Origin of the sequence: Terrabacter carboxydivorans, from assembly GCF_039532035.1 — a bacterium.
In the GTDB taxonomy this organism is placed as follows: domain Bacteria; phylum Actinomycetota; class Actinomycetes; order Actinomycetales; family Dermatophilaceae; genus Terrabacter; species Terrabacter carboxydivorans.
Genome location: NZ_BAAARE010000035.1, coordinates 1 through 26275 on the forward strand (window position 1 = coordinate 1; position 26275 = coordinate 26275).

The window sequence follows — 26275 nt, forward strand, 5'->3', positions numbered from 1 at the left end:
CGACTCAAGAACCGCGACCTCGGCCGCGTCCCCACACCCCTGGGAGCCGAGGACTGAGATGACCAGAAAGGAAAGGGGTCCATTTTCACCCGTCGCGGAGGGGTCCAGTTTCAGCCGCCGTTGACAGGAGTCTCTCGGGTCGGGGAAGCCCTGTCAGGCCGTGACGCTACGCAGGCGGCGTGAACAGGACGGGTCGGTGAGTCCACGAGAGCCCTAACAGCGAACCGCTCGGTCCGAGGGGCGTTGCCAGTGAGGCCTGGGTGTATTCGGTCAGGACGTTGCTGACAGGTGCCGGTTGACGACGAGGAGAACCTCCGGGTGAGGTGAGGAGTGTCACGTCCCGCACCGCCCTGCGGTTCTCGCGTCCCACGCTAACGCCCGACTGAACATCCATGCCGCCGACTGCTCGTACAACGGGTCCTTCGCAATGTAGGAGCACACTCAGACCGTTCCTCGGCGGCCATCAGGGCAACCTTGCCGATACCCAGGCTGCGGGCATCCTGAACTGGACCGCTGTGGGCAACCCGAGGCTGGCGAGCGTCCCGGTCGTATAGTGAGTGTGCCGGCGCTCGTTCCCCCTGTACGAGCGCCGGCTTTCCCACGCCGTTCCCTGACCCACAGGGTGATCGAACGCTTGTTCGAAGCGTGCGCGACACTAAGTGCATGGCTGGCGGTTCGGGACGAGGGCATGACCACCCCATCCCGCTGCCGCCGCCGGCGCGCCGGCACTGCTGGGTCACCGGGCCCGAGTCGTCCCGAGAACCCCACCCCGGGCTGATCGTCGAGTGGTCGCGCCGCGACGACGGCTGGTGGGCACTCGTCACGTACGTCATCGAGACCGACGCCGCGGTCGTGCAGCAGTGGCTTCCAGCCACGCTGCTGACGCCGACCGCGTCACGCCAACGGTGACCCCGTCGGCCCGTGGACTGACACCGAGGAACCGAAACGGAGGCACTCCCATGCGACACCCCGTAGATGCCGGAGCCCGGCAGCGCCTGCTCGAAGCTCAGCGGGCAGAGGCCGAGGCGCTGCGCAAGGTCGAGACGGCCGACAAGGGCTGTACCAGCGCCCGCGACCGTCTTGCTGCCGCCGACGCCAAGCTGCTCGAGGCGCAGCGGACTCTCGTCCGCACATCGGGCGCCGCCCGCGCCGCGCTGCTGCTCGGCGTCGACGAGACAACGCTGCGTCGTGACCTCCGGCGAGCTGACCAGAGCAGCGATGGCCCGAGCTCGCAAGTAGACAGCTGAGCCATCGGCGGCATCAGACGGACGGCCAGCGCACCGTCATCATCACGGAGTCCTCGATGGCGCGCCACGCATGGACGACGCCGGGGCCCCACATCACGTAGTCGCCTTGCCGGCTCAGCTCGACCTCCCGATCCGGCAGCCGCTGCAGGAAGCGCCCAGAGATCAGCACCATCATCGAGGTGCGGGTCTCGCCCGTGGTCCACTCGGCTCGTTCCTCACCCGCAGCGTGGGTGCCCCACTTGATCTCGACGTCTGGCGCAACTTGGCCAAAGACGTGCTCGACGCCGACGGCACAGCCGAGCACACGCTCAAGAACGCTCCACAGACGCGGTTATTCCAACGGCTGTTTGAGGACCTCGACAAGGACGTAGCCGGGTATGGGCGCGCACCGGCAACTGAGCCGAAACAGCCGCGTCCCGGTACGGGCTGTCGAGGATCTCGACCCTTCAGTCGATTTCAAGGTCACCCCCTCCGAGCCGGGAGGACTCCAGGCGCTGCAGCCTCTCGGCATTCAGGGCTTGGTGGCAAGGCCCGAGCAGTCCCTGTAGTCAATGCACGGACCTCCTCCCCCTGATTCCTCCTCATGGGGACAATGATCCTTCTGGTCTATGACCGGCACTCGCAGCGAAACGTTTAGCGATTTTATCGAGGTTAGGGAGCGAATGGCTAGCGTAAAGGTATTCAGACCAAGTCCGATTTCGTACGCTTTCGTCCACGGCTTTTGAGGAGGGTACCAAACCTTGACAAGGGCACTGCGAGTGAAAGTCGGCCCGTCCCCAAAGCACCCGCCTCGGTGGCCCTGAATCCCACGCGTGGCCAAGCCTTGCGCATCCGTTTTCGCCGTGGTGCCGTATTGAGTCCCCATGAATTGAACGTACCAAGATTGGCGCTCCTTTAGTGGGAATCCCTGCAGTCCCTGCCACTCTAATGGGACGCCCGCTGCGGGTTGCGACGCCGGAATGTTCGGCACCTGGAGACCTGCGGCCGAAAAGGCGTTCTTCAGACACCCTAATCCCGCTGGTCCAAATGGGAACTTCATTGCAAGAGAGAATGTCAGGACACTGTCGCTTCCAGTGGAGTCGCTGCTAGAGGTTCGAGTGATTGGCTCTGACACGTCCAGAGTTCCCTGAATGGCCACCCAAGACATTAACGCATCTGCCAGACCCATAACCTTGTTCGCCATACTAACCCCGCTCTTGAGAGTGCCAGCAGCTTCCACACCTTGCACCTCCTTCAAGTATCTAAGCACCCCTGAAAAGAACTCGCGCTGCAATCGGGCGCTCACGTCCACATATGGCTTGTCAGTATCCGTAAAACGGCAGGGGTCGGTCGTAATATCCGCTGCTCGCATAACATCGATTGAATGCACACCCGTATATGAGGACGGGGCTACAAACTGATCGTGATAAGTAGCCAACTCGCGCCCGAGGCGATTTAGCAAGAGCCATGCCTGCGGAAGGGATAGCGCATAGTCATCTGCTTCGTTGAGTCCGGCTCCAGTTCTGTCCCTCAGTAGGAGCCCCGCCGCTGAGTCCGATTCTGAGCCATATTCGAGATCCTCTAGAAGCCACGAAGCGAGATAGCGCGGCTCCGCATTAGGAATCAGTTCAGCAACTGAATTCATCAGGTCGTTTAATTTGACTTCGACATGCGAAAGCCTCGGGCTGGCAATCATCTGCACTTCCCAACCCGGTATAGGGGGCCCGAGGGCAGAGTCCTCATCCTTCAACAACTCGTCGCCGCGCTGAACCTGCATCCCTAACATGAGCGCGGCGCGCCCGAGGGCGGCTTCACTCTCCTGTTGACTTTTGGCCCAGGAGAGCATGATTGATTCAGCCACCTGCTCATCTCTGCCAGATGGCAGAGCTTGCGGTAGTTGGAGTCTGGGCATCACCGGGGTGTTGGGCGATTGGGCAGAAGGTGCCTCGGCACTCTTGCCCCCGGAACAACCGCTGCCTAGTAGCGCCAGCGCCCCGACGAGCAAGATGCAACATGCTCTGTGTCCAGTCACAAGGCACCGCCCGTCGATCCCGCAACTGGAACCAATGCGCCCCTTCCGACGACGAGGACCGGTGCGGGGTCGTTCCTGCAACTTGACGCAGTTGCTGCGATCAGAGTGGCGAGCACGTTAAGAAGGATGCGTGCGCCTGTTGACGTTCTAGCCATGACTTCTCCTGGATAGGGTGCCGAGCTGAGCCACGGTGCTCACCTCCACCGTCCCCCCTCCAAGTGCCGGCGTCTGTACGCAAGGAGACACTTCTGAAGTGCTCGTTCTATGTAGTTGGTGGTGCCGGCAGCTGCCCTTGAATGGGTGCCGGGGCGGCGGAACAGGACGTATCTGACATCGGCAAGGGGACTCGAACTGGACTGGAGACCGCCACCGGCGTTACGCGCTACTGCCCTTAAGCGGCTGCTCCCCGGAGCGCCGACTGCGACGACACCTCACGTCACTGGCCGTCAAGCATTGCCAGCACAGAGAGGCTCACGGACTGGTCGTGGGACTCGTCAGTGCGCAGTGACTCGGCGGAATGGCGTCCCGATCTGCCGCCAGCCGGGCGTTCAGCGGCGCCGCCGAGGTGCGTCCTTTCGCCGCGAAGCGGCGGTGTCCTTCCGCCGCCAGCCGCCCACTGTGGGTCCGGCGCATGCTGGCTGCTAGACGAGTCGTCTGAAAGGTTCGGATGGGCCCTTCCTGAGCCCTCCGGATCAGGCTCGAGTGCAGCCGCTGGTGCACCATGGACACTCCGTTCCCGTCGTGCGTGGTGACGTAGCCGGCCTAGCCCGAAGGCTGCCTGCGCGCGCTTCCAACGCGCATAGGACACGGAGGCGTGCCAGAACCGGCGGATCAGTCGACCACGCGAACGGCGGTCCGCCCCGGTCACGGAACCTAGGGGTCCGAGTACTCCATGTCGTTGTGGGGGTTGTAGGAACTGAAAGTTCCTCCTTTCAGCCAGTAGTACCAGTCGGCTGCCCCAGAGTTCACATCGTGCGGCGCCTCCCACATCTGGCCTCCCACATGGTTTTGATAGGCCTCGGACGCGGTGCTGCCGTATGTAGGAACCACCGACTCGACCGTCCAGTTCGGACGCGCGTCGATCCCGGAACCCTGATAGTGCACGTGCTGGTGCACGACGAGGAGTGCCCCCAAGTCGGGGTGTTGCCGCAGGTACGGGCCGACTTGGTTGCGCACCGTGCGGTCGAGCGCGTGGTGCACGGCGTCCTTGACACCTAACCTCGGGAGCAACCATGTGAGGAACTGTTCGGTCCAGTCGAGGAGCACCGGTGCCGCGGCGAGCGCTCCCTCAGCGATCTCGGTTCGGGTGGGGGGCGGAATCCGTGACATCCCTTCAAAGGGTTCTCGGATCGCGTCCATGGGGGCGGATAGGTAGGACTCGGGGGAGACATTGGCTGGCTGTGCCCGAGAGGTTACTGCCCGTGCACCTGCGGCCGCGGCGGTGGTCGTCGCGGGAGGTTGAACGTTGTCGAAGCCGATTCGTACTTGTTGTCCGTCGGCAGTCGTGAGCCCTGCGTGGCGCTTGGCGAAGTCCTTGCGGAGGCTCGGAGACTCCCCGGTGGCGTAGCCTCCCGCGTTGGTGATCGTGAGCCTGGTCTTGTCGGGCCAGCGGTTGTTCGCGGGGTCCTTGACGGCGTCGCTCGCGGCGTCCAGACGCTCGGCGATCTCGACCCGGTCGGGGTGTGCGGAGGTCTGGACGGGATCGCGGGCTGAGCGAAGGCTCTTCTCGAGGTTCTCGTTGATTGCGGTTGCACTGCTCACCAGGCCTGGGGCAACCTTCGACTTGTTGTCCGGGATGTCGAGCTCTTTGGTTTGTGGCTTCCAGGCCAGCAGGTCCAGGCCCTGCGCGTTACTGCTTTTGCCGCCCGCCCCTGATGGCCCTAGGAGCACATCCCAACCTTGGGCGCCGTACCAGAAGGCTAGATCCTGCTCACCGAGGTACCCGAACCACTGGTTGCTGCCCCGTCCTTCGTAGTCACGACTGGTGATGGGGGCGTTGCCTCCGCCAGAGACCACGGTGGCACCGGGTCCTTTCTGGGTCTCGGGTGGGGGCAGAAAGTTTCCGGTCAGTCTGGCCAGGTCCAACTGTCCGGCCACGACGTCGGCGGGGCTGACATCTGTGGGCGAGCTGGGGGCGGCAGTCACAGGGCATATCGCCTCTTCCACGCCGAGCGGATCGTCAACGTTGCCCACGTCAAACCCCGGAGCTGGCGGCGGTCTCGCTCGTCGCGGCGGCCGGGACGTTGATGGTGGCGGGCACGTTCAGCGGTTGCGGGTAGAGCATCTGCCAAACCGCGGCGGCGTCGCGGTCCTTGTCGGCGATGATCTGCTGAGCGAGCTGCTCCCGTGCAACGGCCGTGGACCGGGCGGTCACGGCCGCTTGGCGTTCCGCGATCGTGACCTCCTGAAGCGCACGACTGTAGGAGTCCAGCGCGTTCCCGCCGCCGAGGACGGCATCGACCATCAGTGCGTCCACCGGCATGTAGTGCACGTCCGTGGACAGGACGATGCCTGGCACGTGCACGGTGGCACCGGCGGTCGTCGTGACGTCCTGATGGAGTCCCGGTGGTACGCGCAGGAAGGTGAGGTCCGGGCGGGGGGTCCCATCAACGGTCGGGGTGAACTCCTCGACTGCGGACTGCAGTGCCCCTTCATAGTCCGGGATGGTGGTGAGGATGTCGCGAAGTCCTAACAGGAAGTCCGGTTGATGCTCAGCCGTGAGGTTCTGCGTGGCGAAGCGGTAGAGCTCGCTGAGCCCCATCTCCGTCACGGTGGTTCGGATGACGAGATTGCTTTGCTCGTCCCGCTGCTGGGTGCCGTCGTCGTTGAGCAGGACGTCGACGGTCCGGTCCACCAGGGCAAACCCGACCAGCGACAGCGTGACGAGGACCTCTTGGGTGACCTGCCGGAACGTGTAGTTCAGGACGCGTCCGACATTGATGTTCTTCAACGTGCGTGTCGTGTCCTCGGTCTTGCCGGCCTCGACTTGGGTGGTGAACTCGGTGTTCACGGTCACTGAGCGGTTGCTGGCTGCCTTCTCGGCGTGTTTGGCGACGGCTGTCCGCACATCTTTGGTGGTGTCCTCGCGCGCCGAGTTCGCCTTCCTACCGGCGCTGCCGTGGATGTTGGCGCTGCCCCAGCCCCAGTTGGCGTTCACGCTTGCGTCCAGCTTCAGGTCCACCTCGGTCGAGCTGTTCCGTTTAGAGCTCTGCTCGGCGGCCACTGTGTCCTCGAAGTCGGCCGAGGCCTCGGTCGAGCTCGAGTCGAGGATGCTCGAGGCGTTCTTGGACGTCTGTGCGTCCTTGGAATAGGTGTTGACCTTGAAGAGAGCTTCCTCCCCGGCCATCAGGCTGAAGACCTTGACGAGCCGGCCCGCGCCGACAGCAGTGAGGTACGAGCTGAGTGCGAGCGTCTCGGCAAGGAACAGCCGTCGTTCGATGCGCTGGAACTTCTGCTCCTGCGAAACCGTAACCGTTGCGCTTGCGGCCGGCGCGGGAACGCCGTCCATATTGGTTCCGGTGACCACGATGTTGTGCCGCCCCTTGCCTAATACCGCATCGGTTGACCAGTCGGCGCGTCCGTCGGGGATCTCGACCGCGACGGCACCTGCCTGGTCGCCGTCGACGGCGACGCTGACGCCCGCGACGGGGGAGCCTCCGTTGGCGTTGACGGTGCCGGCAATAGTCACGACGGCCTGCCCGGAAGGGGCGATGACCGTGTGCGTCGTATCCGGGGTGGTGATGATGATGGAGGGTGCGGCTGGGGGAGCCGGTGGGAGGTCGAGAGTGACTGTGTAGTCGAATCCGTCAGAGGCTTCCAGCACGCCGTCGCTGGAGTCGGCGGTGGCTCGCACGGCCAGGTGATACACGCCGGTCGCGGTGATAGAGACGACACCTTCCCACGTTCCGTCGCGTGCAACGTCGAGCTTGCTCTCACCTCCGCCATTGACCGACAGGTAGGCGCACTTGTTCGTCACCAGGCGCCCACCTACCCGCCCGGTGACGCTCAGGTCCACGCCTCCGCTCGGGGCGTTCTGGCTTGGCGTCCTGCGGTCCGGGGACACGATGAGAACAGTGACGTACGGCGAGACCTCAGGCGGGCCGTCGTCGCCGCCGGGGTCCGGCTCCGGCCGCGCCTCGGGTGCAAGGCGAGTCACGGACCGGCCCTCCAGGCTTTTCACGTCTGCTCGACCAGGGACTGCGGCCGCGGCCCGGAGCCGTCCCTGCAGATGGCCGGCGCCGCCGACGGCGGACTGGGGGACGACAGGGAGCGGGGGCGGTGTCACGACCCGGTAGTGCCATCGGCCGCCGCCGGAGCGGTAGACGAGGATGCATCGACCGGCTTGCTGAGCGGCCCGCACCTGTTCCCAGGTCAGCGCGGCCAGGTCGTCGGACAGCTGGAACGGATGCAGCACGATGACTGGCCCGGGTGATGTGTCGCCGGCCGCGGGAGGGGTACCCAGCACGATGCTGTCGGGGACGACCAACGCATTGCGTGGGTCCGGCTCGGAACCTTCCGCGACGACGTCTGCACGAAGCCCGGCGGTCTCGTTCCTTCGCGCACCGCTCACGATTGCCCCAGATCGGATGGAGTCGGAGCCCGTGCCACGTTCTGAGCCCGGCTTGGAGCCACTGCCTACTGTCCGCATCCCTGCGCCACCGCTGCCCGCGTCGAGGCTTACGGGGACGAAGTCGTCGTCGCTTAGGCCGAGGTCAAGATAGTTGCGCCCGGTAAGGGTGTACGCGACCGGCATCTGGTAGCTGATGACGTTCGGGACGCCGTTCTGGTCCATCTGCGTCACTGGGGGTGGGTCGGTCACGCTCGCGGATGCCGACAGGGCAAAACTCTGGCCAGCCGTGAGGTTTGTGCCGTTCGCGCCGTTCTGGGACGGGGCACCGTCGCGCACAACGGTCTTGTTCTGATCGGCGATCATGGCTGGTTCTCCCGAATAACTGCCACGGGCCGGTTCACGCCGTTCACGCCCGGAGAGGGAATCGACCCGGCAGGCATGGGCACCAGCGCCCACATCATGGCGCCGGTCCCGGTCAGGTCCACCTCAGGTGCGGCGCCCACGGATGAGTGCTGCGGCTGCACTGATCTCCTAGGAGCTGCTGCCAGTGAAGCGTTGTAGTCGGCGAGCCGTTTCGTGTACTCGCCGGCGCTGGCGACCTTGAGGGTTGAGCGCGAGTGGGCGTAGAAGGCGGTTGCTATTGCCGAGGCCAGCACTGCGAAGGATGGGATGAGCGCGGTTAGCGCGCTCTGGTCGAGCGTCTTCCCCAGCAGTGCTGCGGCGGCGACTGCGAGGCTGACGACGTTGGTGGCGACGGTTGCCCAGAACTCGCTGGTCTGCCATCCGCTGGGCGGGTCGGAGGGGTCGGGAGGTGAAGCTGGGCTGTTTGGCTGGTCGGACATTCCTTGGCACCCTTGCTCTCACGGACTCACCGGTCGTGAGTCCTGCCGATGGGAGCGTTCGCCGGGCCGGCAAACGCTCGGTTGTACGCGGGGGTTCTCCTGCTCACATTGGTGGTGGAGCCTGCATGGGCGATCCGAGACGCTTTACGCGAGGGCGCCCGCCGCGAGTTCGAGGGCCATCAGGGTCTCTTCCGGCAGGAACGCGCCGTAGGCGGCTGCTGCCGCGACTGCCACCTCGGTCGCGGCCTACCGCGGTGCCGAGGCCGGCGTCGCAGCGCTCCGGGTGCTGCGCTAGCGCGACCGGGGCGCACACCAACGGCTCGAGCTGGACGGCTAACCCGGTGACTGCCTTGTCGTCGAACGACCCTCTAGGGCCAGGAGGACTCACGTTCTTACCTCGACCTTTGTTTCTCGAACCCGGCGCGGTTTGGGCGCACGGCCCCATGGGGCAAACGGTAAGAACGTAGGTTCGGGTACCGCTATACGCATATGTGCGTATGCAGCGGGGACAGCGGGAGGAGGAAGGGCTTCTCGAGCGAGGGCTGCTGGAGGGCCAAGCTGGGCAAATCGGGCTGGGCGCTCTCATAGCGCCCGAATCGCCCCATGGTTCGCACAACGGGAGGACACTGGGAACGTCATCCAAGCCACACGGTCGGTGGCTCCGATGGCGAAGGCGTAGGGGACGACTCATCACCGGGGGTGGCGTCGGATGCTTTCGAATGCAGTGCTGCTCGACATCGCGCGGAGCCTGGCTGACGCGGAGGCGGCCCAAGAGTACCTCCTGGCCGCTGCGTTGGTCATTCAGAGGATCGTGGCCTGCGAGGACGTCTTCTGGATGAGCACTGACTTCGCGGTCGGGTCCTTCGATGTCTGGCGCCTCAGCGCTCAGGGCGCAGATACGTCAATCGAAACGGCTATGGCGGGGATGTTCGAACATCCCGCCATCCAGTCCTATCTGGCTGAACCGACCGACCTTACTCCGCGACGTCTGGCCGACATCGGTCGAGCGCGCGAACCAGCTGACGACAGGGCGCTCGATCTGTCGAAGCAATTGCTCGGCCCGCATCAGCTCTCGATGATCGTCAGTGTGGAGGCTGCCGGTCGCGGACGGGGATGGGTGCTCGCGCGAGACGGCCGGGACTTCACCGCAGCGGAACGCGATGTTGCCGCCCAGATTCTGCCCATCCTGCTGGCACTCGATCGGGCCTATGCGCCTGCGGGCCCGCCGCGCGCGCGCGTCTGGCAGCCCTCCGGCGTCAACGGCCACCCCGATTTCACACGAGAGCAGCCGGCTCATGGCAAAGACCGGGCATGGATGAGTCTGACGCCTCGGGAACGGCAGGTGATCGACTTACTCAGCCGCGGTTTCACCGCGGGCGCCATCGGCCGCCGACTGGGCATTTCACCGCGCACCGTCAGCAAGCACGTAGAACACGCCTACGACAAACTCGGTCGGCACGACCGCTTGATGATCGCACTGGATCGACGCGGAGTCAGCACCGACCCCGTCGGCTAAGGCACTTCCAGCTGTACTTCGACACACCTTTCTTGGTTAGCAACCATGCTCCAACCTGAATCGTCGCCGACTCAAGGGCTACCCGCAACGCGTGGCACGGACGGCAAGTCCGACCCGCACGCAGAGGACAGCGACACTTCGCCGCGAAGACGCGACCAAAGGTCAGAGCTACCGATGGGCTGACGCGTGTCTGGCCACATCAAGCGGCGTCTCCGCAAGCGGTCACCACTGACACCTCTGGTGTGCGCCTTTCCTTGCCCGTACGGTGAACGTATGGACCGCTGGGGTTTCGCTGCCGCATTGCTCGCGGGGTTGCTCGCCGCTGGCTGCTCCTCAACGCCCTCGGAAAGCCCTGGCCCGTCAGCTAGTGCCTCGAAGGCGTGCACAATCAGCGGCTACCCAACGACTAACGAGGCATTCCCTGTCGACCTAAGCAAGAGTGGTCTCACGTGCGCGCCCGCCCTTGAGATCCTGAGGGCATACCTAGCGCTTCCTGACGACGGCAAGCACGGCAACACGAAGGCTTATGACGTCGAAGGTTGGTTCTGCCTGAGCCCGACAGCCGCCAGCTCAGAAGACACCAACACAGTCACGGCCTGCACCAAAGGGAACCAGGAACTCGTCGTGCGCCCGCAACCGAGTACCTAGCCTCCCGTCAGCAAAGACGCCAGCAGGATCGCAAGGGGCGAAATTTCGAGGCGCTCGCGAAGAGAGCTCCTGCGCGACGGACACTGCACTCACATGACGCGGTCCGCCCCGTTTTCAGTTGCGTCACAGCGCCGCGTAGTCGCGGCCCCAGTCGCACGGCCATCCGCGAACGCCCGCGAGATGGAGGCGATTGACGAGCGACAGGCGCCTCCCAAGTTTGACGTGCACGACGTGCGGGTGCCGCCCACGAGCGTTACTACGCAGAACCACCATCTGGGGTCGAGCCCTTCGCAAGGGTAAACGTCACTTCCTCTATCGCTTCCGAGGCCGAGGCGTGATCAACGGACTTCACGCCCTCGTCACCTACTCGACTTAGGCCCGCACCCAGTTCATCGAAGTCTGCTTCGAGTTGGTGCGACCGGGCCTCGTCATGTGTTTGACGAAGTTGTACCACCCGAGCATCGCCCACGGGTCCGGCCGCCTCCTTGGTAGCCGCTTGACGTGACTCGAGTTCCTCCGAGAGCACCTCTTTCGCAGTTTTTGCACGCTCTCCCGGCTTGGCAGCGAAGGCGACACCTACCCCGCCAACGGCGACTACCACGCCTGCAGCAGCCGTGACCGGCGGAAAGATGACGCTCACGACTGCGGCCGCCAGGACAGCGATCGACAACAGCCGAGATGGCGTCCGTTCATCCTTCTTGATGGCCTTGAGCTTGGCCTTGAAGGAGCCGGCACGAAGTTCAAGGACCTCCAGCTCCCACCCCGCCTCGGACACAAGATCCCTGAGGCGGTCGCGGACCACGCTCTCGTCCGGGTCGCCATCACGCTCTTGGTAGTCGCCGGCAAACCTGATCCGATAGGCCACCGCGGCAGCCGCCGCATCGAAGGCCAACTGGACGGCGTCCAGAGCCGAAAGGGTCGACCGCAGGCGACTCGAGGCTCCCGACACATCAATCGTCAACTCCGAGAAGTCATCCGACTCAAGCAAGGCATAAAGCTGGGTGCCACGACGGTACGCGGCTCCGGAGTCCCGCGGAGCCGCGAGACCCAGCAACGTACCCGCCAGCACCACAACATCAGACTCATGAACCGCCGTGGCCATGAAGCCACGCTAGAGATGTCGGGACCTCAGCGTCTCTAGTTTCGCGGTTTCTCGCCAAAGCGATCGGGTGACACGACGCCGGGACAGAGCCCTCACGAGTCAGCTGCCTTACCGGCTCCCTTCTGTTGTCAACACGGTGCGTCGAGGTGGGTCTTCCGCGTGACGTGCTTGCGGCGTAGCGTCGTTGATGCGGGTCCGGGAAGTGGCTGATCCGAAGCGCTGGTGAACGGGTTCGAGCCGGCCGCGCTGGATAACTGAGACGCCCCGTAGTGCCCTCCCGGACTCGCGTCTATTGCTTCGCCCGCCGTGGCGTCGGTGGCTGCGGCGTCGACGACGAGCTGGCGATAGATGGCGTCGGAGATCCTGCGCTTCAGACACCGGATGGCCTCCAGGGGCGGATTCCCCTCGGCGCGCTTGCGTCGGTAGTAGGCCCGGCCGTCGGTGTCCAGGCGGATCTGGGAGATCGCAGCGATGTGGATCGAGTGCGCGTCATAGGCATCGGTCTTGCGGTTGTGACCGGTGTCGAACAGCCGGACTCGAGCGGCGAGCTTCGCCGGGACGTCGACGACGTCCTCGCCGGCCTCGAGCAGGCGCTGCGCGAGCGGACGACCGACTCCGTTCGCGCCCTCGACCGCCCAGGTCCGCGCCGACCATGCCTTGGCGTACGTCAGCATCGCGGCGTAGCCCGCCTTGTCGGTGGTGAACCGGCCGTGACCGAGCCGGCGCTCGTACTCGTCGACGACCTCGATCGTGGCCGACAGCTCGTGGGGATCGACCCCCATGATGATGCCCTCCATACTCGTGCTCCCACCTGCGCTCGTGCCGACGTGGACGGCGAGGTGGGCAGTGCTACGACGAGCAGGGCAGTCCCTTCTTGAGCCACGCCTCGTCACGGTGACCGGCGGGCCGCAGACCGATAGAGAGCCACACCGGTGACGCTGGTGGGCAGTCGCATAGAGAGCTGCCCGCCGATCACCTGGACCGAGTCTGGCCAGACACCGGTCCTACCGACAATCGTCTAGTAGCCGCGAAGAGGCAACTGCTGTGCGAGCTGTGTGTCACGGACGAAGGTGCCCCCGCCTCCTTGTAGCAGGGATGAACAGGAGGGAGATCTGATGACAGCCTTGGACAGCGCCCGTTGGCCCGGCACCTCAACAACGCTGGCCAGCGAGGTGGGCCGGCTCCTGAACTCCGCCGAGGTCGCTGAGATGATCAGGGTTCCTGAGGCGACGCTCCGCTACTGGCGGCACGTCGGCATCGGACCGCGCAGCTTCAAGATGGGCCCCCGCCGCGTGCTCTATAGAGCTGATGACGTGGACGCCTGGGTGGCCGCGCAGTACGCCGACCAGCGCTAGCCGGCCGATGGGCAACGTCGCAAGGCGGCCGGACGGGAAGTGGCGCGCCCGCTACCGCGACACGTCGGGCCGCGAGCGCACCAAGCAGTTCGCGCGCAAGGTCGACGCCCAGCGCTGGCTCGCCGAGACCACCCAGTCCCTGCGCGAGGGCCGCTATGTCGACCCCCAGGCAGGCCGCCTCACGTTGAGCGACTATGCACAGGAGTGGCTCAGCCGCCAGGTTCACCGCCCGACAACCGCTGACCAAATGGAGGGCGTGGTGCGTCGCTACATCGACCCCCACCTGGGCACCATGCGCCTGGCAGCGATCCAGCCCTCCGACGTCCAGAGGTGGGTCAAGCAGCTGAGCCTCACCCTGGCTCCCTCCACGGTGGGCGTCGCCCACCGCATCCTGTCGGGCATCCTCAAAGCCGCTGTCACCGACCGGCGCATCATGTCCAACCCGTGCACTGGCACCAAGCTGCCCAAGGTCACCAAGCCCAAGGTTCAACCCATCACCGAGGACCAGCTCGCGGCCATCGTCGGGCAGATGCCCCGGCGGCACCGGGCGCTCGTGATCCTGGCCGCCGGCACCGGTCTGCGGCAAGGCGAGATCTTTGGCCTCACCGTTGACCGGCTCGACCTCGAGCGCCGGACCGTCCTCGTCAACCGACAGCTCATCAACGTCAACGGCCGCGAGCCGTTCTTCGGGCCGCCGAAGTCCCAGGCCAGCGTGCGCATCGTTCCCCTACCCGAGGTGGTCGTCGACGCCCTTCGACAGCACTTGCGCACCTACCCCTCCCCCACGCTGGTCTTCACGAACAACGTCGGTGCCCCCCTGCGCCGATCAGCCTTTTGGACGGAGTGGAACCGCGCGCTCAAGCGGGCCGGCGTGCCGGTCATCCGGTTCCACGAGCTACGCCACTACTACGCCTCGCTGCTCATCCGACACGGCGAGTCCGTCAAGACCGTCCAGGCCCGTCTGGGCCACGCCAGCGCGAGCGAGACCCTCGACACCTACAGCCACCTCTGGCCCGACAACGACGAGCGTACGAGGGCCGCCGTCGATGGAGTCCTCCGAAATTTTGCGGACTATTTGCGGACTAACGGGGCTCCCGAAACACATCACCGCAGGTCAGAGGCCTGAAAGTGGATGAGTCGGCCGATACGCCGGGTTCTGTTCCGCGTCCCCGTTGCCGGTGGCGCGGCGACGGCCATCCATCTGGGCCGGCCATTGCTGACCGGCTCTAGCGTCCTACCCGCGTGCTCGACCGGGCCGGTCTCCCCGACGCCCGAGGGCGTCGTGCACACGCTGTCTGGACTTGCTCCGGGTGGGGTTTACCGAGCCGCTCCAGTCACCTGGAGCGCTGGTGGTCTCTTACACCACCGTTTCACCCTTACCGGCTGCCGAAGCGGCCGGCGGTCTGTTCTCTGTGGCACTGTCCCGCGGGTCACCCCGGGTGGCTGTTGGCCACCACCCTGCCCTGTGGAGCCCGGACGTTCCTCGGCAGGGCCGAGGCCCTGACGCGACCGTCTGGCCGACTCATCCACGCACCAGCATAGGGGCGTATGCCGGGTGCTTCGTCCGCGTGCCCGGTGCCGTCCCGGGACGGCCAGGGACCGAGCAGCAGTTGAGTCCATAGCGTTGGTGTACGACGACACCGGTGACGTGTGCCTGCTGGATGCAGGTGCGGCCACCGCGTGATCCTTTCGAGTGAACCTCTCACAGCACCCTCGAATGGAGCATCGCGATGACCGCGACCCCCAGTATCGACCCTTCGGTCTTCTTGCACGAGCAGCTCGCCCAGGCCAGCCCCGACCTCATGCGGGAACTGATCGGCACGTTCATCAACGCGTTGTTGTCGGCGCAAGCCGACAGTGTTTGCGGCGCCGGCTACGGGACCCGCTCAGCAGACAGGGTCAACAGCCGCAACGGCTACCGGCACCGCGACCTCGACACCCGCGCCGGCACTATCGACATCGCAATCCCCAAGGTCCGCGAAGGGACGTTCTTCCCGGACTGGCTCCTGCAGCGGCACCGCCGCGCCGAGGCAGCCCTGACGACGGTGGTCGCGACCTGCTACTTGCTCGGGGTCAGCACCCGCCGGATGGACAAGCTCGTGCGCACCCTGGGGATCACCGGACTGTCCAAGTCGCAGGTGTCGGTCATGGCCCGCGACCTGGACGAGCAGGTCGCCGCGTTCCGCACTCGTCCCCTCACGGACGGGCCGTACACGTTCGTCGCGGCCGACGCGTTGACGATGAAGGTCCGCGAGGCTGGCCGGGTCGTCAAGGTCGCGGTCATGGTCGCGACCGGAGTGAACGCGGACGGCTACCGGGAGGTCCTCGGGATCCACACCGCCACAACCGAATCGAGCGCCGGGTGGCTCGGCTTCTTCCGGGACCTGACCGCCCGCGGCCTCACCGATGTCGCGCTGGTGACCTCTGATGCGCACGCCGGGCTCGTCGAGGCGATCGGGGCCACGTTGCCGGCCGCCTCGTGGCAGCGGTGCCGCACCCACTACGCGGCAAACCTGATGGCCGTGACGCCAAAGTCGCAGTGGGGCTGGGCCAAGGCGCTGCTGCACTCCGTGTACGACCAGCCCGACGCCGACGCCGTCAACGCCCAGTTCGACCGTGTCCTGGAAGGCCTGTACGAGAAGCTCCCGACCGTGGCCGAGCACCTCGAGCTCGCTCGCGCCGACATCCTCGCCTTCACCGTCTTCCCGAAGGAGATCTGGCGCCAGATCTGGTCGAACAACCCGAACGAGCGGCTCAACCGCGAGATCCGACGCCGCACCGACGTCGTCGGCATTTTTCCCAACCGCGAGGCCGTCATCCGCCTCGTCGGCGCAGTCCTGGCCGAGCAGCACGACGAGTGGGCCGAACAGCGCCGCTACCTGGGCCTCGAGGCGCTCAAGAACGCCCGCGCCGTCCTGACCGCCCGCACCACCGACGACGAGTTCGAGGAGGTACCGAACGACCGGATCGCTGGCGCGCTCAGCGCCTAACCGCTCGACCTCGACGGGTCACCGTCGTACACCACCGATCCGGACTTGACCCGAGCAGCCCGACAGGCCACCTGCCCGAGCGGCGTGCCGCGTTGTCGGAGGCCGCCGGATCAGCCGGATCAGACCACGCGGCGGAAGGCGAGCACGGCGACGTCGTCCTGGCGGTCGGGGTCGGACACCGTCTCGGAGAGCTTGACCAGGACCTCGTCGAGGTCGCTCTCGTCGTCGACGGTGGCGAGCAGCTCGTCGGCGGCGACCTGCAGACGGCGCAGCCCGACGTCGATGCTCTCGCCGCGGCGCTCGACGAGCCCGTCGGTGTAGAGCAGGAGCAGGTCACCGGGGCCGAAGGGGAGCTGCACGGACGTCCGGGGCACCGGTCCGAGCCCGTGCACCGGCGAGCCGTCCTCGGTCACGAAGCGGGACCGGCCCTCATGGACGAGCAACGGCGGTGGGTGTCCGGCCACGACGAGCGCGACGTCGTCGTGACGTGGGTCGAAGAGGACGTAGACCGAGGAGGCCATCTGGGTCGGCGGCTCGATGGCCATCATCTGGTCCATGGCCATGGCGAGCGCGTCGGGCGCCGGGTCCTGGGTGGAGAGCACCCTGGCGGCCGAGCGCATCAGCGACCCCGAGACCGCGGCGTCGACCCCGCGGCCCATGACGTCGCCGAGGACGGCGATGACCCGGCCGTCGTCGAGGCCGCTGACGTCGTAGTAGTCCCCGCCGACGTCGGTGCGGCCGGCTTGACGGTAGACGGTGCCGAGCTGCCAGCCGGGCAGCTCGGGCAGGTCCTGCGGCAGGAGCGTCGCCTGCAGCACCGACGCGACGCGCCGTGTCTGGGAGTAGAGGTCGGCGTTGTCGATGGCGAGACCGGCACGCCGACCGAGGTCCTCGGCGAAGGCGACGTCCTGCTGCGTGTAGCGGCGGCCCGACTCTGCAGCGACGAAGGTCAGCACGCCGAGCACACGGTCCTTCGCGGTGAGCGGCACCGACATGGCGCTGCGCAGGCCGAGCTCTCGCGCCACGCGCAGGTGCTCCTCGTCCTTCGCCGTCGCGACGAGCATGTCGTCGGTGATGGTCTCGACGAGCATGCTGCGGCCGGTGCGAGCCACCTCGGCAGACCCGCCGGGCCGGTCGGAGTCCGCGGGCCAGCGCGTCTCGAGCTCGCGGGCGAGCTGCACCTTGTCGGGGTCGACGTGGGCGAGCGCGAGCGTGCGCAGGACGCCGTCGTCGACCATCTGGACCGAGCACCAGTCGGCGTGGGCCGGGACGGCGAGGGAGGCGACCTGCCTCAGGGTCTGGCGGTAGTCGAGCGAGGTCGCGAGCGCCTGGGATGCGTCGGCAAGGAACTCGAGCTGGGCGGCACGCGACGCGCTCTGCCCCTCGGCACGCAGGCGCAGCATGGTCTGGGCGCACATGTCGCTCAGCACCCCCAGGACCCACAGCTCCTCGGGGTCCACGGGACCGACCCGACGGTCGAAGCGGAAGCCGAGGGCACCGATCGGGGCGCCGTCGGTCCGCGAGATGAGGGGCAGGGTCACCGAGGACCGCTCGGTGCCGTCGTCGAGGTCGGGGTAGCGCTTCAGCACCTCCTCGCGGCTCGCGACCGTGACGACCCGCCCGGTGCGCACGGCTTCCGTGAGCGGAGACTGCGCCGTGAGCTCGAGGTTGGCCCACTGCCGCGCCTCGGACGGACTGAGGCCGTGGGTGGCGATGGTGCGTAGCCGGTCGTCCCCCTCCCGCACCGCGAGCACGGCCCGCGAGGCCCCCATCACCGTGGCGGCCTGCTCGGTGATGGTCTCGGTCAGCTGCTCGACGGTCGTGGCCGCCGCGACCTGGGCGGCGATGCGCGCCAGGGCGGCGAGCCGGGGCGAGACCGAGGCACGGCTCGCCTCAGGGCTCTGCCACGGCGCATTCATGGGGTCATCCTGACAGCCGACGCGCCGTAGCGCCCACGGATGGCGCAGAAGTGGGAGCATGCTCGTGTGACAGGTCCGTCGGTCGCCGCAGGGAGGGAGCTCGGCCGGGTCGAGTTCGGCCCGGACGACCTGCGCCGTGTGCGCGAGGTGGTGCGCACGATCGTCGTCGAACGCATGCCGGATCGCGCCGACAACGCGGTGCTGGCGGTGCACGAGGTGGCTGTCAACAGCATCGTCCACGGCGGTGGCCACGGGGTGCTGCTCATCGACGAGACGGACGACTCACTCGTCTTCACGATCGAGGACGAGGACGGCACCGGCTCGGTCCCCCTGCTGCGCGACGCCGGCGTCGACGCGACGAGCGGGCGCGGCCTGTGGATCGCCCAGCGCCTCAGTGACAGCCTCACCATCGAGGCGCGCCCCGCGCGGACGCGGGTCCGTGTGCACCTCCGCCTGGCGTCCTGAGTTCCTGCGCCCTCAGGCGGGGTTCGACGGCTCGGGCTCCGGGGACGACGCGTGCCCCGATGGCGTGCCGGGATCGATGACGACCTCCATGACCTGGTCGAGGTGCATCAGCTGCACGAGGCGCGACGTCACGTCCCCGCACACGAGCTGCAGCCGTGCGCCGTCGGCTCCCGCACGGTGGTAGAGCGCGATGATCGCGCCCAGACCCGAGGAGTCGAGGAAGGTCACCTCGCGCAGGTCCACGACGACCGTCCCGCCCGCGACGACGGGCAGCCGCTCGAAGGCGCTGCGCACGTCGGGCACGGTGTAGGTGTCGATCTCCCCCGTCAGGCGGGCGGTGGTCACCGAACCAGCACTCGACACCGCGACGCTCATGGCACCCCTCCGGTCGGACGACTCCTACCCGACACGTTAGGCCGTCCTCGCCGCGCGCGGACGGGTTCCCACTGACTCCTCGAGGCGGCACGACCACCCGGGCCGTATGCCGTGTGCCGCAGGTCGGACGACCGCGCGCTCACGCTCCGACCGGTGACGTCCTCGCGACGTAGACCGTGTTGGACGACGTGCCCCCGGTGAGCGGGTTGGCGAAGGTCACCTCGTGCGCGGCCGCGTCGGCGAAGACATCGGCGAGCAGCTCCGTGAAGGCCTGCTCCGGAGGGTCGTCGGACCAGAGCGCGAAGACGCCCCCGGGGTGCAGCCGGGCGGCCAGCCCGACGAGGCCGTCGTGGGTGTAGAGGTCGGCGTGGCTCGGGTGCAGCACGTGGTGCGGCGTGTGGTCGATGTCGAGCAGCACCGCGTGCAGCAGCGCGGGAGCGGAGCCGAAGCCCCGCCCGGCTCGGGCCAGGGCGAAGAAGTCTCCCTCGAGGAGGGTGGTCCGTGGGTCGAGGGTCAGTGAGGCCGTCTCGGGCAGCAGCTGCCGCTCGTGCCACGAGATGACGGGGGCCAGTGCCTCGACCACCGTGAGCGTGCGCACCCGCTCGTCCTCGAGCGCGGCGACCGCCGTGTAGCCAAGCCCCAGTCCGCCGACGACGACGTCGAGGTGCGCGCCCTCGACCGCGGCGAGCCCCAGCCGGGCCAGCTCGACCTCGGCGACCGTGAAGAGGCTCGACATGAGGAACTCCTCGCCGAGCTTGACCTCGTGGACGTCGACGAGCAGCGACGGCTCGAGCCGTCGGCGCAGGCTGATCTCGCCCCACGGCGTCTGCTGCCAGTCGATCTCCTCGAAGCGCCGGCTCACGGCTCAGCCGAAGATCGGCGTGAAGGAGCCTGCTGGCACGTCGCGCTCGACCGAGGCGAGGCGCCACTTGTCGGCGAAGACCGCGACGTCGAGCCCGTCCTCGCGCGTCAGCACCTCGGCGCCCGCACGAGCGTTGACGATCGGGATGGCGTCCGCCGCGACAGCCCGGGCGACGGAGTAGCCGAGGGCCTCGAGCCGGATGGCCGAGCCGAACTCGTGCTCCATCCGGTGCTGGGCGACGTCGAACTGCATCGGCCCGACGGCGGCGAGCACCGGGGCCTGCGCACCGCGACGGTCGGAGTGCAGGACCTGGACGACGCCCTCCTCGCCGAGCTGCTCGATGCCACGCCGGAACTGCTTCTGCTTGCCGGTGACGGCGGCCCGGGCGACAGCGAAGTGCTCCGGCGCGAAGAGCGGGATGCGCGGGAACGCCACCTTTTCGTCGGCGTAGAGCGTGTCGCCGACGCGGAGGGCATTGGCGTTGACGAGGCCGATGACGTCGCCGGGGAAGGCCTCCTCGACGGTGGAGCGGTCCCGGCCGAAGACGCTCTGTGCGTACTTCGTCGTGAAGGGCCGGCCGGTGTCGGCGTGCGTGACGACCATGCCCCGGCTGAAGCGCCCCGAGCAGACCCGCACGAACGCGAGCCGGTCACGGTGGGCGCGGTCCATGCCCGCCTGGATCTTGAAGACGAACCCGGAGAACGGCGCCGACACCTCGCGGGGCGCGCCGGACCGGTCGGGGCGGGCCCCGGGTGCGGGAGCGAGCTCCACGAGGGTGTCGAGCAGCTGCCGCACCCCGAAGTTGAGCACGGCGGAGCCGAACAGGACCGGCGAGGCGGCGCCGGAGAGGAAGAGCTCGTGGTCGTAGGCGTGACCCGACGAGCGGAGCAGGTCGTACTCCTCGACCGCGTCGGTCCACGTCGAGCCGAGCAGCTGCTCGGCCTCCGCGCTGCTCATGCGGGTCGTGATCGCCTCGGTGGCGCCGCCCGGCGTGCGGGTGAACTGCACGAACTCCCCCGTCGCGCAGTCGAGCACGCCGTGGAAGTCTCCGGCCACGCCGACCGGCCAGGTCAGGGGCATCGGGTGCAGGTCGATGCGCGTCGTCAGCTCGTCCATGATCGCGAGCGCGTCGAGACCCGGGCGGTCCCACTTGTTGACCACGGTGATGACGGGCACTCCGCGGGCACGGCACACCTCGAAGAGCTTGAAGGTCTGCGGCTCGATGCCCTTGGCCGCGTCGACGAGCATGACGGCGGCATCGACCGCGGCGAGCACCCGGTAGGTGTCCTCGGAGAAGTCCGCGTGGCCGGGGGTGTCGAGCAGGTTGACCACGGTGCCGTCGTAGGCGAACTGGAGCACGGCGGAGGTGATCGAGATGCCGCGGTCCTTCTCCATCTCCATCCAGTCCGAGACGACGCCCCTGCGGTTGCCCTTGCCGTGGACCGCGCCGGCCTCGCCGATGGCTCGCGCGTGCAGGGCGAGCGCCTCGGTCAGGGTCGACTTGCCGGCGTCGGGGTGCGAGATGACGGCGAAGGTGCGGCGGCGCGCCGCCTCGTGGGCGACGGCTCCCTTGTCTCCCTTGTGCTCCGCGCCGCCGTGGTCTCGGCGGTCCGCGATCTCGTGTTCGGGCAGTGCGATGGCGTCCATGGTCCTCCAGTGATCGCCCCCGAGTCTGTCACCGGTGCCGCCGAACTTCCGCATCGGCGCTTCCGGGCAGCCCTACACCGCTGGGCGTGAGCCGAGTCACACCGGTGCCACGGCGTCAACGATCCGGCGTTCCCGTTCGTCGTGCAGGGGAGAACCCGATCGCGACAGACCCCTCAGGAACATGACCGAACAGCTGACCGACGACCTGCCCGACTCCCGACCCGGCACCGCCCCCGTGCCGGAGCCCGAGGCCCGCCCCAGAGCGAAGCTGCTCGACCTCTCCCTGACCCAGCTGGTCGGCGGGTCCTTGGCTGCTGCCACGGCGGCCGCCCTCGGCTCACGCCTCGGCGTCGTCGGGACCATCGCCGGCGCGGCCGTGCTCAGCGCGGTCTCGGCCACCGCGGCCAGCCTCTACACCAACTCCATGGCACGGGCGAGGGACGTCGTCGTGCTCGTGCGCTCGCGCCGCGAGGCCGACGGCATCACCGGCGCCGGCGCTGCCCGTGCGGTCGGCGCTCCCGACGTCGAGGTGGCAGTCGCGCGCGAGCGCTGGTGGACCCGTCCCGACCGCGCGACGACCCGGCGGATCCTCGCGACCACCGCCGCCGTCTTCGCCGTCGCCGCCGCCTTCCTCACCGGGGTGCAGCTGACGACGGGCGCGCAGGTCACCGGGACGAACCTCGGCGGTCGCACCTCGCCGGGGACAGTCGTGGACTCCCCCGTCGCCTCCCACGCAGAGAAGGCGCAGCAGGACAGCCGCACCACCGTCCCGTCGGGCACGTCGACGAGCGGAACGCCGACCCCGGCGGCCACGGCACCGGCCGCCACGACGCCGGGAGGAGGGGCGTCCACCGCGACGACCGCCCCCGGCTCGACCGCCGGCTCCACGCCGGCCCCCACCGGGACACCGACCGCACCCGCCGGAGCCACCGGCGGCAGCTCGGGGACCGCGACGGCCCCTGCGGGGAGCACCTCCGCTCCCACCCCGACCGCTCCCTGACCGGCCCGCGTCCCGAGCTGCCCCTCGTCCCGAGCTGCCCCTCGTCCCGAGCTCCGTCTCGGGAGGCCGCACACGGCATACGCCAGCGGTGGCGACGGATCAGACGATGGTCAGCGTGATCGTGCCCGTCGAGACCTCGGCCGCGTCGACGCGGACCGTCACCGTGTCGCCCGCCTTCGCCGAGCCCGCCGCCTTGGCGACGACGGCGAGCTCGATGAGCTGGACGACGACGCCCTTGTTGTTCTCGTCGACGACGACGGCCTCGAGCGTGCCGCCCACGTGGGGGTGCAGCTCGGCCGCCTCGACGGCGTCGGTGCATGCCCGCTCGACCCCGTTGGTGCGGCGGTCCGACGTGGACATGATCTCGGGCAGCGTCGGCAGCGCCGTGCGCACCCACTCGGGGACGTCGCGGCCGGCCGAGAGCGCCTCGCACACGACGAGCCCGAAGCGGTCGACGAGCCGGCGCAGCGGCGCCGTCACGTGGGCGTACGGGTTGGCGACCGCAGCGTGCAGCGGCTGCTCCGGGAGCGTCCCGTCGAAGGGCGTGTAGCCCGCGCCGCGGAAGAGGGAGGTCGCCTCGTGGATGAGAGCCAGGTGGCGCGGGTCGGCGCGGTCCAGCGTGCGGAGGAACTCGCCGTAGGCCAGCCCCTCGGGCCAGCTGACGCCGGCGGCCGCGGCCTGACGGCGGAAGCGGGCGAGGTCACGCGGCTCCGGTGGCGGCATCGTGCGCAGGACCCCCACCTTCCCCTTGAGCATGAGGTCGGCGGCGCCCATCCCCGTCAGCAGCGAGATCTGCGCGTTCCAGTCCTCGGCCGCGAGGAGCGGGCGGAACGAGATGCTGAAGCTGCCCTGGTCGTCCTCCTCGACCTCCTGCTCCGGCATCGGCAGGGAGGCGCCGCCGCGCTTGCGCTCGAGCAGGATGCGCTTCTCGCCGACCTCCTTGAGCAGCACGAGGCACTCCTCGGCCGTGCCGGCGTCGACCTCCTTCTGCACCTGCTCGTAGTCGTAGCGGCGCACGCTGCGCACCATGGCCCGGTGGACCTCGACCGCCGTGCCCTCCCCGTCGGCGGCGAGGCGGATGTCCCACACGAAGGCCGGCCGCACCTGGTCGGGCAGCAGGCTCGCGGCGCCCTCGCTCAGCGCGGTCGGGTGCAGCTGGATGCGCTCGTCGGGGCAGTAGACCGTCTGGCCGCGACGGCGGGCCTCCTCGTCCACGGCGCCACCGGCCCGGACGAAGGCCGGCACGTCGGCGATGGCGTAGCGCACCCGGTAGCCCTCGCCCTCGCGCTCGATCGACATCGCCTGGTCGAGGTCCATCGAGCTCGGCGGGTCGATGGTGATGAAGGGGATGTCCGTCTTGTCGAGCTCGGGCAGGCTCGCGGCACCTGCCGCGGCGGCGGCCTCGGCGAGCACGTCGGCCGGGAACTCGTCGGGCACCTCGAACTCCCGCCGCACCGCCTCGAAGCGAGCGGTGAGCTGCTGTGCCACGTCGCCGGGCTGCGTCGCCGGGCGGAAGACGATGTGTCGCTGGGCCATGGCGCCACCCTACGCACCGCACCACCGCCCGCAGGGCCGCCGCGACACGCGGACAGATGCGACATCACCGACCGGTTTGCCTAGGCTGACCCCCGTGCTCATCCTGCTCCCGCCGTCCGAGGGGAAGACGGCCCCCCGGCGGGGGCGCTCGCTCGACCTCGGCACCCTCTCCTTCCCGGAGCTGACGCCCCTGCGCGAGTCGGTCCTCGAGACCGTCGCCCGGGTGAGCGGCGAGCCCGACGCCGCGCGCGTCCTCGAGGTCAACCCCAACCTCGTCGCGGACATCGAGCGCAACTCCCGGCTGCTGACCGCCCCCACGGCGACCGCGTCCCACGTCTACACCGGCGTGCTCTACCAGGCCCTCGACGTCGACTCGCTCGACGCGGCCGCCAAGCGGCGCGCGAACCGCTGGGTCGTCGTCGTCTCGGCGCTCTTCGGCGCGCTGCGCCTCGGTGACCGGGTGCCCGCCTACCGCGTCAACGTCTGCAGCACCCTTCCGGGCGTCGGCTACCTCTCGCACGAGTGGCGCAAGGAGCTGCCGACGGCGCTCGACGCCGCCGTGAAGCCGCGCGAGCTCGTCGTCGACTGCCGGTCGAGCACGTATGCCGGCCTGTGGCGTCCCACCGGAGAGCGCGCCGAGCGCTGGGTGCACGTCACGGTCCCCGGCGCCTCGCACATGGCCAAGCACACCCGTGGCCTCGTGACGCGCGAGCTCGTGCAGGCCGAGGCGCCGCGCACCCCGCAGGCGCTGGCCGAGCGGCTCTCGGAGCGCTTCGACGTCTCGCTCACTCCCCCGCCGCGCGCGGGCCGACCGTGGCTGCTGGCCACGACCCCGAGGACCTGACCCGGTGTTCGACCTCACTGCACTGGTCGAGCGCGTCGCGCCGATCCTCGTCTTCCTCGTCGCGATCACCGTCGTGGCCGAGATCTGCGACCTCTCCGGTCTCTTCGACGTGCTGGCCCACCACGCGGCTCGCGTGGCACGCGGACGGGTGATCGTGCTGTGGCTGCTCATCGTCGGCCTCGCGGTGGCGTGCACCATCGTGCTCAGTCTCGACACGACGGCGGTCCTGCTGACGCCGGTGGCCATCGTGGTGGCCCGGCAGGTGGGTGCGCCTCCCCTGCCCTTCGCCATGACGACGCTCTGGCTGGCCAACACGGCCTCGCTCCTGCTGCCCGTCTCGAACCTCACCAACCTCCTGGCGCTGCACCCGTTCTCGGCGCTCGGCGTCGGATCGCTCGGCTACATCAGGCTGATGGCCCTCCCGGCGGTCGCGGCGATCCTCGCCACCGTCGCCGTCCTGTGGCTGCTCCACCGCCGCGACCTCGGCGGCGGCTACGAGACGCCGCCACCCGCCGAGCCCCACGACCGGCTGCTCATGCAGGTCACCGGCGGCGTGTGCGTCGTGCTGGCCCCGGCGTTCGTCGTCGGCATCCAGCCGGCCCTGGCCTCCCTGCCCGCAGCGGGCCTGCTGCTCGCGGCGACCTACTGGCGCGCGCCCGAGCTGCTGCGGCGGATCAAGGTGCCGTGGCTGACCGTGATGGGGATCTGCGTGCTCTTCCTCGTCATCGACGCCGCCCTGCGGCTCGGGCTCGAGTCGTGGCTGCGCACCGTCGTCGGGCACGGCGGCTCGATGGCCGACCTCTTCCGGGTCAGCGGCCTCGGGGTGCTCGCCTCCAACGGCATCAACAACCTGCCGGCCTACCTCGCGCTCGAGCCGGCCGTCACGGACTCACCGGCGCGGCTCGCCGCCCTGCTCGTCGGCGTCAACACCGGCCCCATCATCACGATGTGGGGCTCGGTCGCGACGCTGCTCTGGGCCTCGCGCTGCCGCTCGGCAGGGCTGACCGTCGACGCCGGGCGCATCGCCCGCACGGGCGCCCTGTGCGCGGTCGTCGTCGTGGGGGCGGCGACCCTGGTCCTCGCCGTGACCACCGCCTGACCATTCCCCCCTGCCGCTCCCCCCGTTCGAGGTGATCACGCGCGCCACGTGGTTGCCGCGATCACCTCGAACCGCGACGACCGCAGGCCGGTTCGAGGTGATCGCGCACGCCACGTCGCTGGTGTCTTTTGAAGGGACATCCCTGTCAGTCCTGTGAAGGGACATCCCTGACACTCGCCGGGTCTCGGTCCATGGTGGGCTGCATGGCTGGCAGGGAGATCTCGATGGAAGTTCGCTTGGCTACGGC

General features: G+C 68.3%; 22 protein-coding genes and 1 other RNA gene. 10 read left to right on the plus strand and 13 right to left on the minus strand.

What is annotated here, in order from left to right:
- The first annotated feature begins 663 nt into the window (after positions 1 to 663).
- On the plus strand, positions 664 to 909 hold the full coding sequence (locus ABD297_RS22300; protein ID WP_344257331.1) for a hypothetical protein: 246 nt from the start codon (positions 664 to 666) through the stop codon (positions 907 to 909).
- 50 nt (positions 910 to 959) lie between these two features.
- Positions 960 to 1247, plus strand: a complete 288-nt coding sequence (locus tag ABD297_RS22305) for a hypothetical protein (RefSeq protein ID WP_344257332.1) — start codon at positions 960 to 962, stop codon at positions 1245 to 1247.
- A 13-nt stretch (positions 1248 to 1260) separates the two neighbouring features.
- Here ABD297_RS22305 and ABD297_RS22310 read toward each other — a convergent pair whose 3' ends face one another.
- From ABD297_RS22310 to ABD297_RS22330, 5 genes are all read right to left on the minus strand, one after another.
- Positions 1261 to 1422 (minus strand): hypothetical protein, encoded by a 162-nt coding sequence (locus ABD297_RS22310; protein WP_344257333.1) that lies wholly within the window; start codon positions 1420 to 1422, stop codon positions 1261 to 1263.
- A gap of 336 nt (positions 1423 to 1758) precedes the next feature.
- Complete coding sequence (locus ABD297_RS22315; RefSeq protein WP_344257334.1) at positions 1759 to 3087, minus strand: hypothetical protein; 1329 nt, start codon at positions 3085 to 3087, stop codon at positions 1759 to 1761.
- A 1044-nt stretch (positions 3088 to 4131) separates the two neighbouring features.
- On the minus strand, positions 4132 to 5451 hold the full coding sequence (locus tag ABD297_RS22320) for a hypothetical protein (RefSeq protein ID WP_344257335.1): 1320 nt from the start codon (positions 5449 to 5451) through the stop codon (positions 4132 to 4134).
- Between the two features lies 1 nt (position 5452).
- Positions 5453 to 8191, minus strand: a complete 2739-nt coding sequence (locus ABD297_RS22325; protein WP_344257336.1) for a hypothetical protein — start codon at positions 8189 to 8191, stop codon at positions 5453 to 5455.
- The gene (locus ABD297_RS22330) at positions 8188 to 8670 is read right to left on the minus strand and encodes a hypothetical protein (RefSeq protein WP_344257337.1); all 483 of its coding nucleotides are present in this window, start codon (positions 8668 to 8670) and stop codon (positions 8188 to 8190) included. The genes ABD297_RS22325 and ABD297_RS22330 overlap by 4 nt, the downstream gene beginning before the upstream one ends.
- A 724-nt stretch (positions 8671 to 9394) precedes the next feature.
- On the opposite strand from ABD297_RS22330, the gene ABD297_RS22335 reads away from it, so the two are divergent.
- On the plus strand, positions 9395 to 10186 hold the full coding sequence (locus ABD297_RS22335) for a helix-turn-helix transcriptional regulator (protein ID WP_344257338.1): 792 nt from the start codon (positions 9395 to 9397) through the stop codon (positions 10184 to 10186).
- Between the two features lie 904 nt (positions 10187 to 11090).
- Here ABD297_RS22335 and ABD297_RS22340 read toward each other — a convergent pair.
- A complete protein-coding gene (locus tag ABD297_RS22340; RefSeq protein WP_344257339.1) occupies positions 11091 to 11936 on the minus strand; it encodes a hypothetical protein in 846 nt (281 codons plus the stop codon).
- 128 nt (positions 11937 to 12064) lie between these two features.
- A complete protein-coding gene (locus ABD297_RS22345) occupies positions 12065 to 12733 on the minus strand; it encodes an IS110 family transposase (protein ID WP_344257340.1) in 669 nt (222 codons plus the stop codon).
- Between the two features lie 318 nt (positions 12734 to 13051).
- Here ABD297_RS22345 and ABD297_RS22350 point away from each other — a divergent pair, with 318 nt between their 5' ends.
- Positions 13052 to 13291 (plus strand): helix-turn-helix transcriptional regulator, encoded by a 240-nt coding sequence (locus ABD297_RS22350; protein WP_344257341.1) that lies wholly within the window; start codon positions 13052 to 13054, stop codon positions 13289 to 13291.
- Positions 13292 to 13298: 7 nt separating this feature from the next.
- Positions 13299 to 14417 (plus strand): tyrosine-type recombinase/integrase, encoded by a 1119-nt coding sequence (locus ABD297_RS22355; protein WP_344257342.1) that lies wholly within the window; start codon positions 13299 to 13301, stop codon positions 14415 to 14417.
- A 3-nt stretch (positions 14418 to 14420) separates the two neighbouring features.
- Here the strand turns inward: ABD297_RS22355 and rnpB are convergent.
- Positions 14421 to 14816, minus strand: an RNA gene (gene rnpB / locus ABD297_RS22360) — RNase P RNA component class A.
- Between the two features lie 205 nt (positions 14817 to 15021).
- Between rnpB and ABD297_RS22365 the strand changes: the two genes are divergently transcribed.
- Positions 15022 to 16281, plus strand: a complete 1260-nt coding sequence (locus ABD297_RS22365) for an IS256 family transposase (RefSeq protein ID WP_344257343.1) — start codon at positions 15022 to 15024, stop codon at positions 16279 to 16281.
- A gap of 119 nt (positions 16282 to 16400) precedes the next feature.
- Here ABD297_RS22365 and ABD297_RS22370 read toward each other — a convergent pair whose 3' ends face one another.
- Positions 16401 to 18200: a GAF domain-containing SpoIIE family protein phosphatase gene (locus ABD297_RS22370; protein WP_344257344.1), complete on the minus strand. Its 1800-nt coding sequence runs from the start codon at positions 18198 to 18200 to the stop codon at positions 16401 to 16403.
- A 66-nt stretch (positions 18201 to 18266) separates the two neighbouring features.
- On the opposite strand from ABD297_RS22370, the gene ABD297_RS22375 reads away from it, so the two are divergent.
- Positions 18267 to 18665, plus strand: a complete 399-nt coding sequence (locus ABD297_RS22375; protein WP_344257345.1) for an ATP-binding protein — start codon at positions 18267 to 18269, stop codon at positions 18663 to 18665.
- Between the two features lie 12 nt (positions 18666 to 18677).
- On the opposite strand, the gene ABD297_RS22380 is transcribed toward ABD297_RS22375, so the two are convergent.
- From ABD297_RS22380 to ABD297_RS22390, 3 genes are all read right to left on the minus strand, one after another.
- Positions 18678 to 19040 (minus strand): STAS domain-containing protein, encoded by a 363-nt coding sequence (locus ABD297_RS22380; protein ID WP_344257346.1) that lies wholly within the window; start codon positions 19038 to 19040, stop codon positions 18678 to 18680.
- A 139-nt stretch (positions 19041 to 19179) separates the two neighbouring features.
- Complete coding sequence (locus ABD297_RS22385) at positions 19180 to 19902, minus strand: polyamine aminopropyltransferase (protein WP_344257347.1); 723 nt, start codon at positions 19900 to 19902, stop codon at positions 19180 to 19182.
- 3 nt (positions 19903 to 19905) lie between these two features.
- A complete protein-coding gene (locus ABD297_RS22390) occupies positions 19906 to 21549 on the minus strand; it encodes a peptide chain release factor 3 (RefSeq protein WP_344257348.1) in 1644 nt (547 codons plus the stop codon).
- A 181-nt stretch (positions 21550 to 21730) separates the two neighbouring features.
- On the opposite strand from ABD297_RS22390, the gene ABD297_RS22395 reads away from it, so the two are divergent.
- Positions 21731 to 22549, plus strand: coding sequence for a hypothetical protein (locus tag ABD297_RS22395; RefSeq protein WP_344257349.1), 819 nt, complete (start codon positions 21731 to 21733; stop codon positions 22547 to 22549).
- A gap of 99 nt (positions 22550 to 22648) precedes the next feature.
- Here ABD297_RS22395 and ABD297_RS22400 read toward each other — a convergent pair whose 3' ends face one another.
- A complete protein-coding gene (locus tag ABD297_RS22400; RefSeq protein ID WP_344257350.1) occupies positions 22649 to 24085 on the minus strand; it encodes an RNB domain-containing ribonuclease in 1437 nt (478 codons plus the stop codon).
- A 94-nt stretch (positions 24086 to 24179) separates the two neighbouring features.
- On the opposite strand from ABD297_RS22400, the gene ABD297_RS22405 reads away from it, so the two are divergent.
- Positions 24180 to 24929: a YaaA family protein gene (locus tag ABD297_RS22405; RefSeq protein WP_344257352.1), complete on the plus strand. Its 750-nt coding sequence runs from the start codon at positions 24180 to 24182 to the stop codon at positions 24927 to 24929.
- Positions 24930 to 24933: 4 nt separating this feature from the next.
- Positions 24934 to 26028 (plus strand): SLC13 family permease, encoded by a 1095-nt coding sequence (locus ABD297_RS22410; protein ID WP_344257353.1) that lies wholly within the window; start codon positions 24934 to 24936, stop codon positions 26026 to 26028.
- The last annotated feature ends 247 nt before the right edge of the window (positions 26029 to 26275 follow it).

What these genes read in the sequence shown, in the direction of transcription:
- ABD297_RS22400 (WP_344257350.1), bottom strand. Translation starts at nt 24,085, where the DNA reads ATGGCCCAGCGACACATCGTCTTCCGCCCGGCGACGCAGCCCGGCGAC.
- ABD297_RS22330 (WP_344257337.1), bottom strand. Translation starts at nt 8,670, where the DNA reads ATGTCCGACCAGCCAAACAGCCCAGCTTCACCTCCCGACCCCTCCGAC.
- ABD297_RS22310 (WP_344257333.1), bottom strand. Translation starts at nt 1,422, where the DNA reads ATGATGGTGCTGATCTCTGGGCGCTTCCTGCAGCGGCTGCCGGATCGG.
- ABD297_RS22340 (WP_344257339.1), bottom strand. Translation starts at nt 11,936, where the DNA reads ATGGCCACGGCGGTTCATGAGTCTGATGTTGTGGTGCTGGCGGGTACG.
- ABD297_RS22355 (WP_344257342.1), top strand. Translation starts at nt 13,299, where the DNA reads ATGGGCAACGTCGCAAGGCGGCCGGACGGGAAGTGGCGCGCCCGCTAC.
- ABD297_RS22300 (WP_344257331.1), top strand. Translation starts at nt 664, where the DNA reads ATGGCTGGCGGTTCGGGACGAGGGCATGACCACCCCATCCCGCTGCCG.
- ABD297_RS22365 (WP_344257343.1), top strand. Translation starts at nt 15,022, where the DNA reads ATGACCGCGACCCCCAGTATCGACCCTTCGGTCTTCTTGCACGAGCAG.
- ABD297_RS22325 (WP_344257336.1), bottom strand. Translation starts at nt 8,191, where the DNA reads ATGATCGCCGATCAGAACAAGACCGTTGTGCGCGACGGTGCCCCGTCC.
- ABD297_RS22350 (WP_344257341.1), top strand. Translation starts at nt 13,052, where the DNA reads ATGACAGCCTTGGACAGCGCCCGTTGGCCCGGCACCTCAACAACGCTG.
- ABD297_RS22370 (WP_344257344.1), bottom strand. Translation starts at nt 18,200, where the DNA reads ATGAATGCGCCGTGGCAGAGCCCTGAGGCGAGCCGTGCCTCGGTCTCG.
- ABD297_RS22395 (WP_344257349.1), top strand. Translation starts at nt 21,731, where the DNA reads ATGACCGAACAGCTGACCGACGACCTGCCCGACTCCCGACCCGGCACC.
- ABD297_RS22345 (WP_344257340.1), bottom strand. Translation starts at nt 12,733, where the DNA reads ATGGAGGGCATCATCATGGGGGTCGATCCCCACGAGCTGTCGGCCACG.
- ABD297_RS22380 (WP_344257346.1), bottom strand. Translation starts at nt 19,040, where the DNA reads ATGAGCGTCGCGGTGTCGAGTGCTGGTTCGGTGACCACCGCCCGCCTG.
- ABD297_RS22390 (WP_344257348.1), bottom strand. Translation starts at nt 21,549, where the DNA reads ATGGACGCCATCGCACTGCCCGAACACGAGATCGCGGACCGCCGAGAC.
- ABD297_RS22305 (WP_344257332.1), top strand. Translation starts at nt 960, where the DNA reads ATGCGACACCCCGTAGATGCCGGAGCCCGGCAGCGCCTGCTCGAAGCT.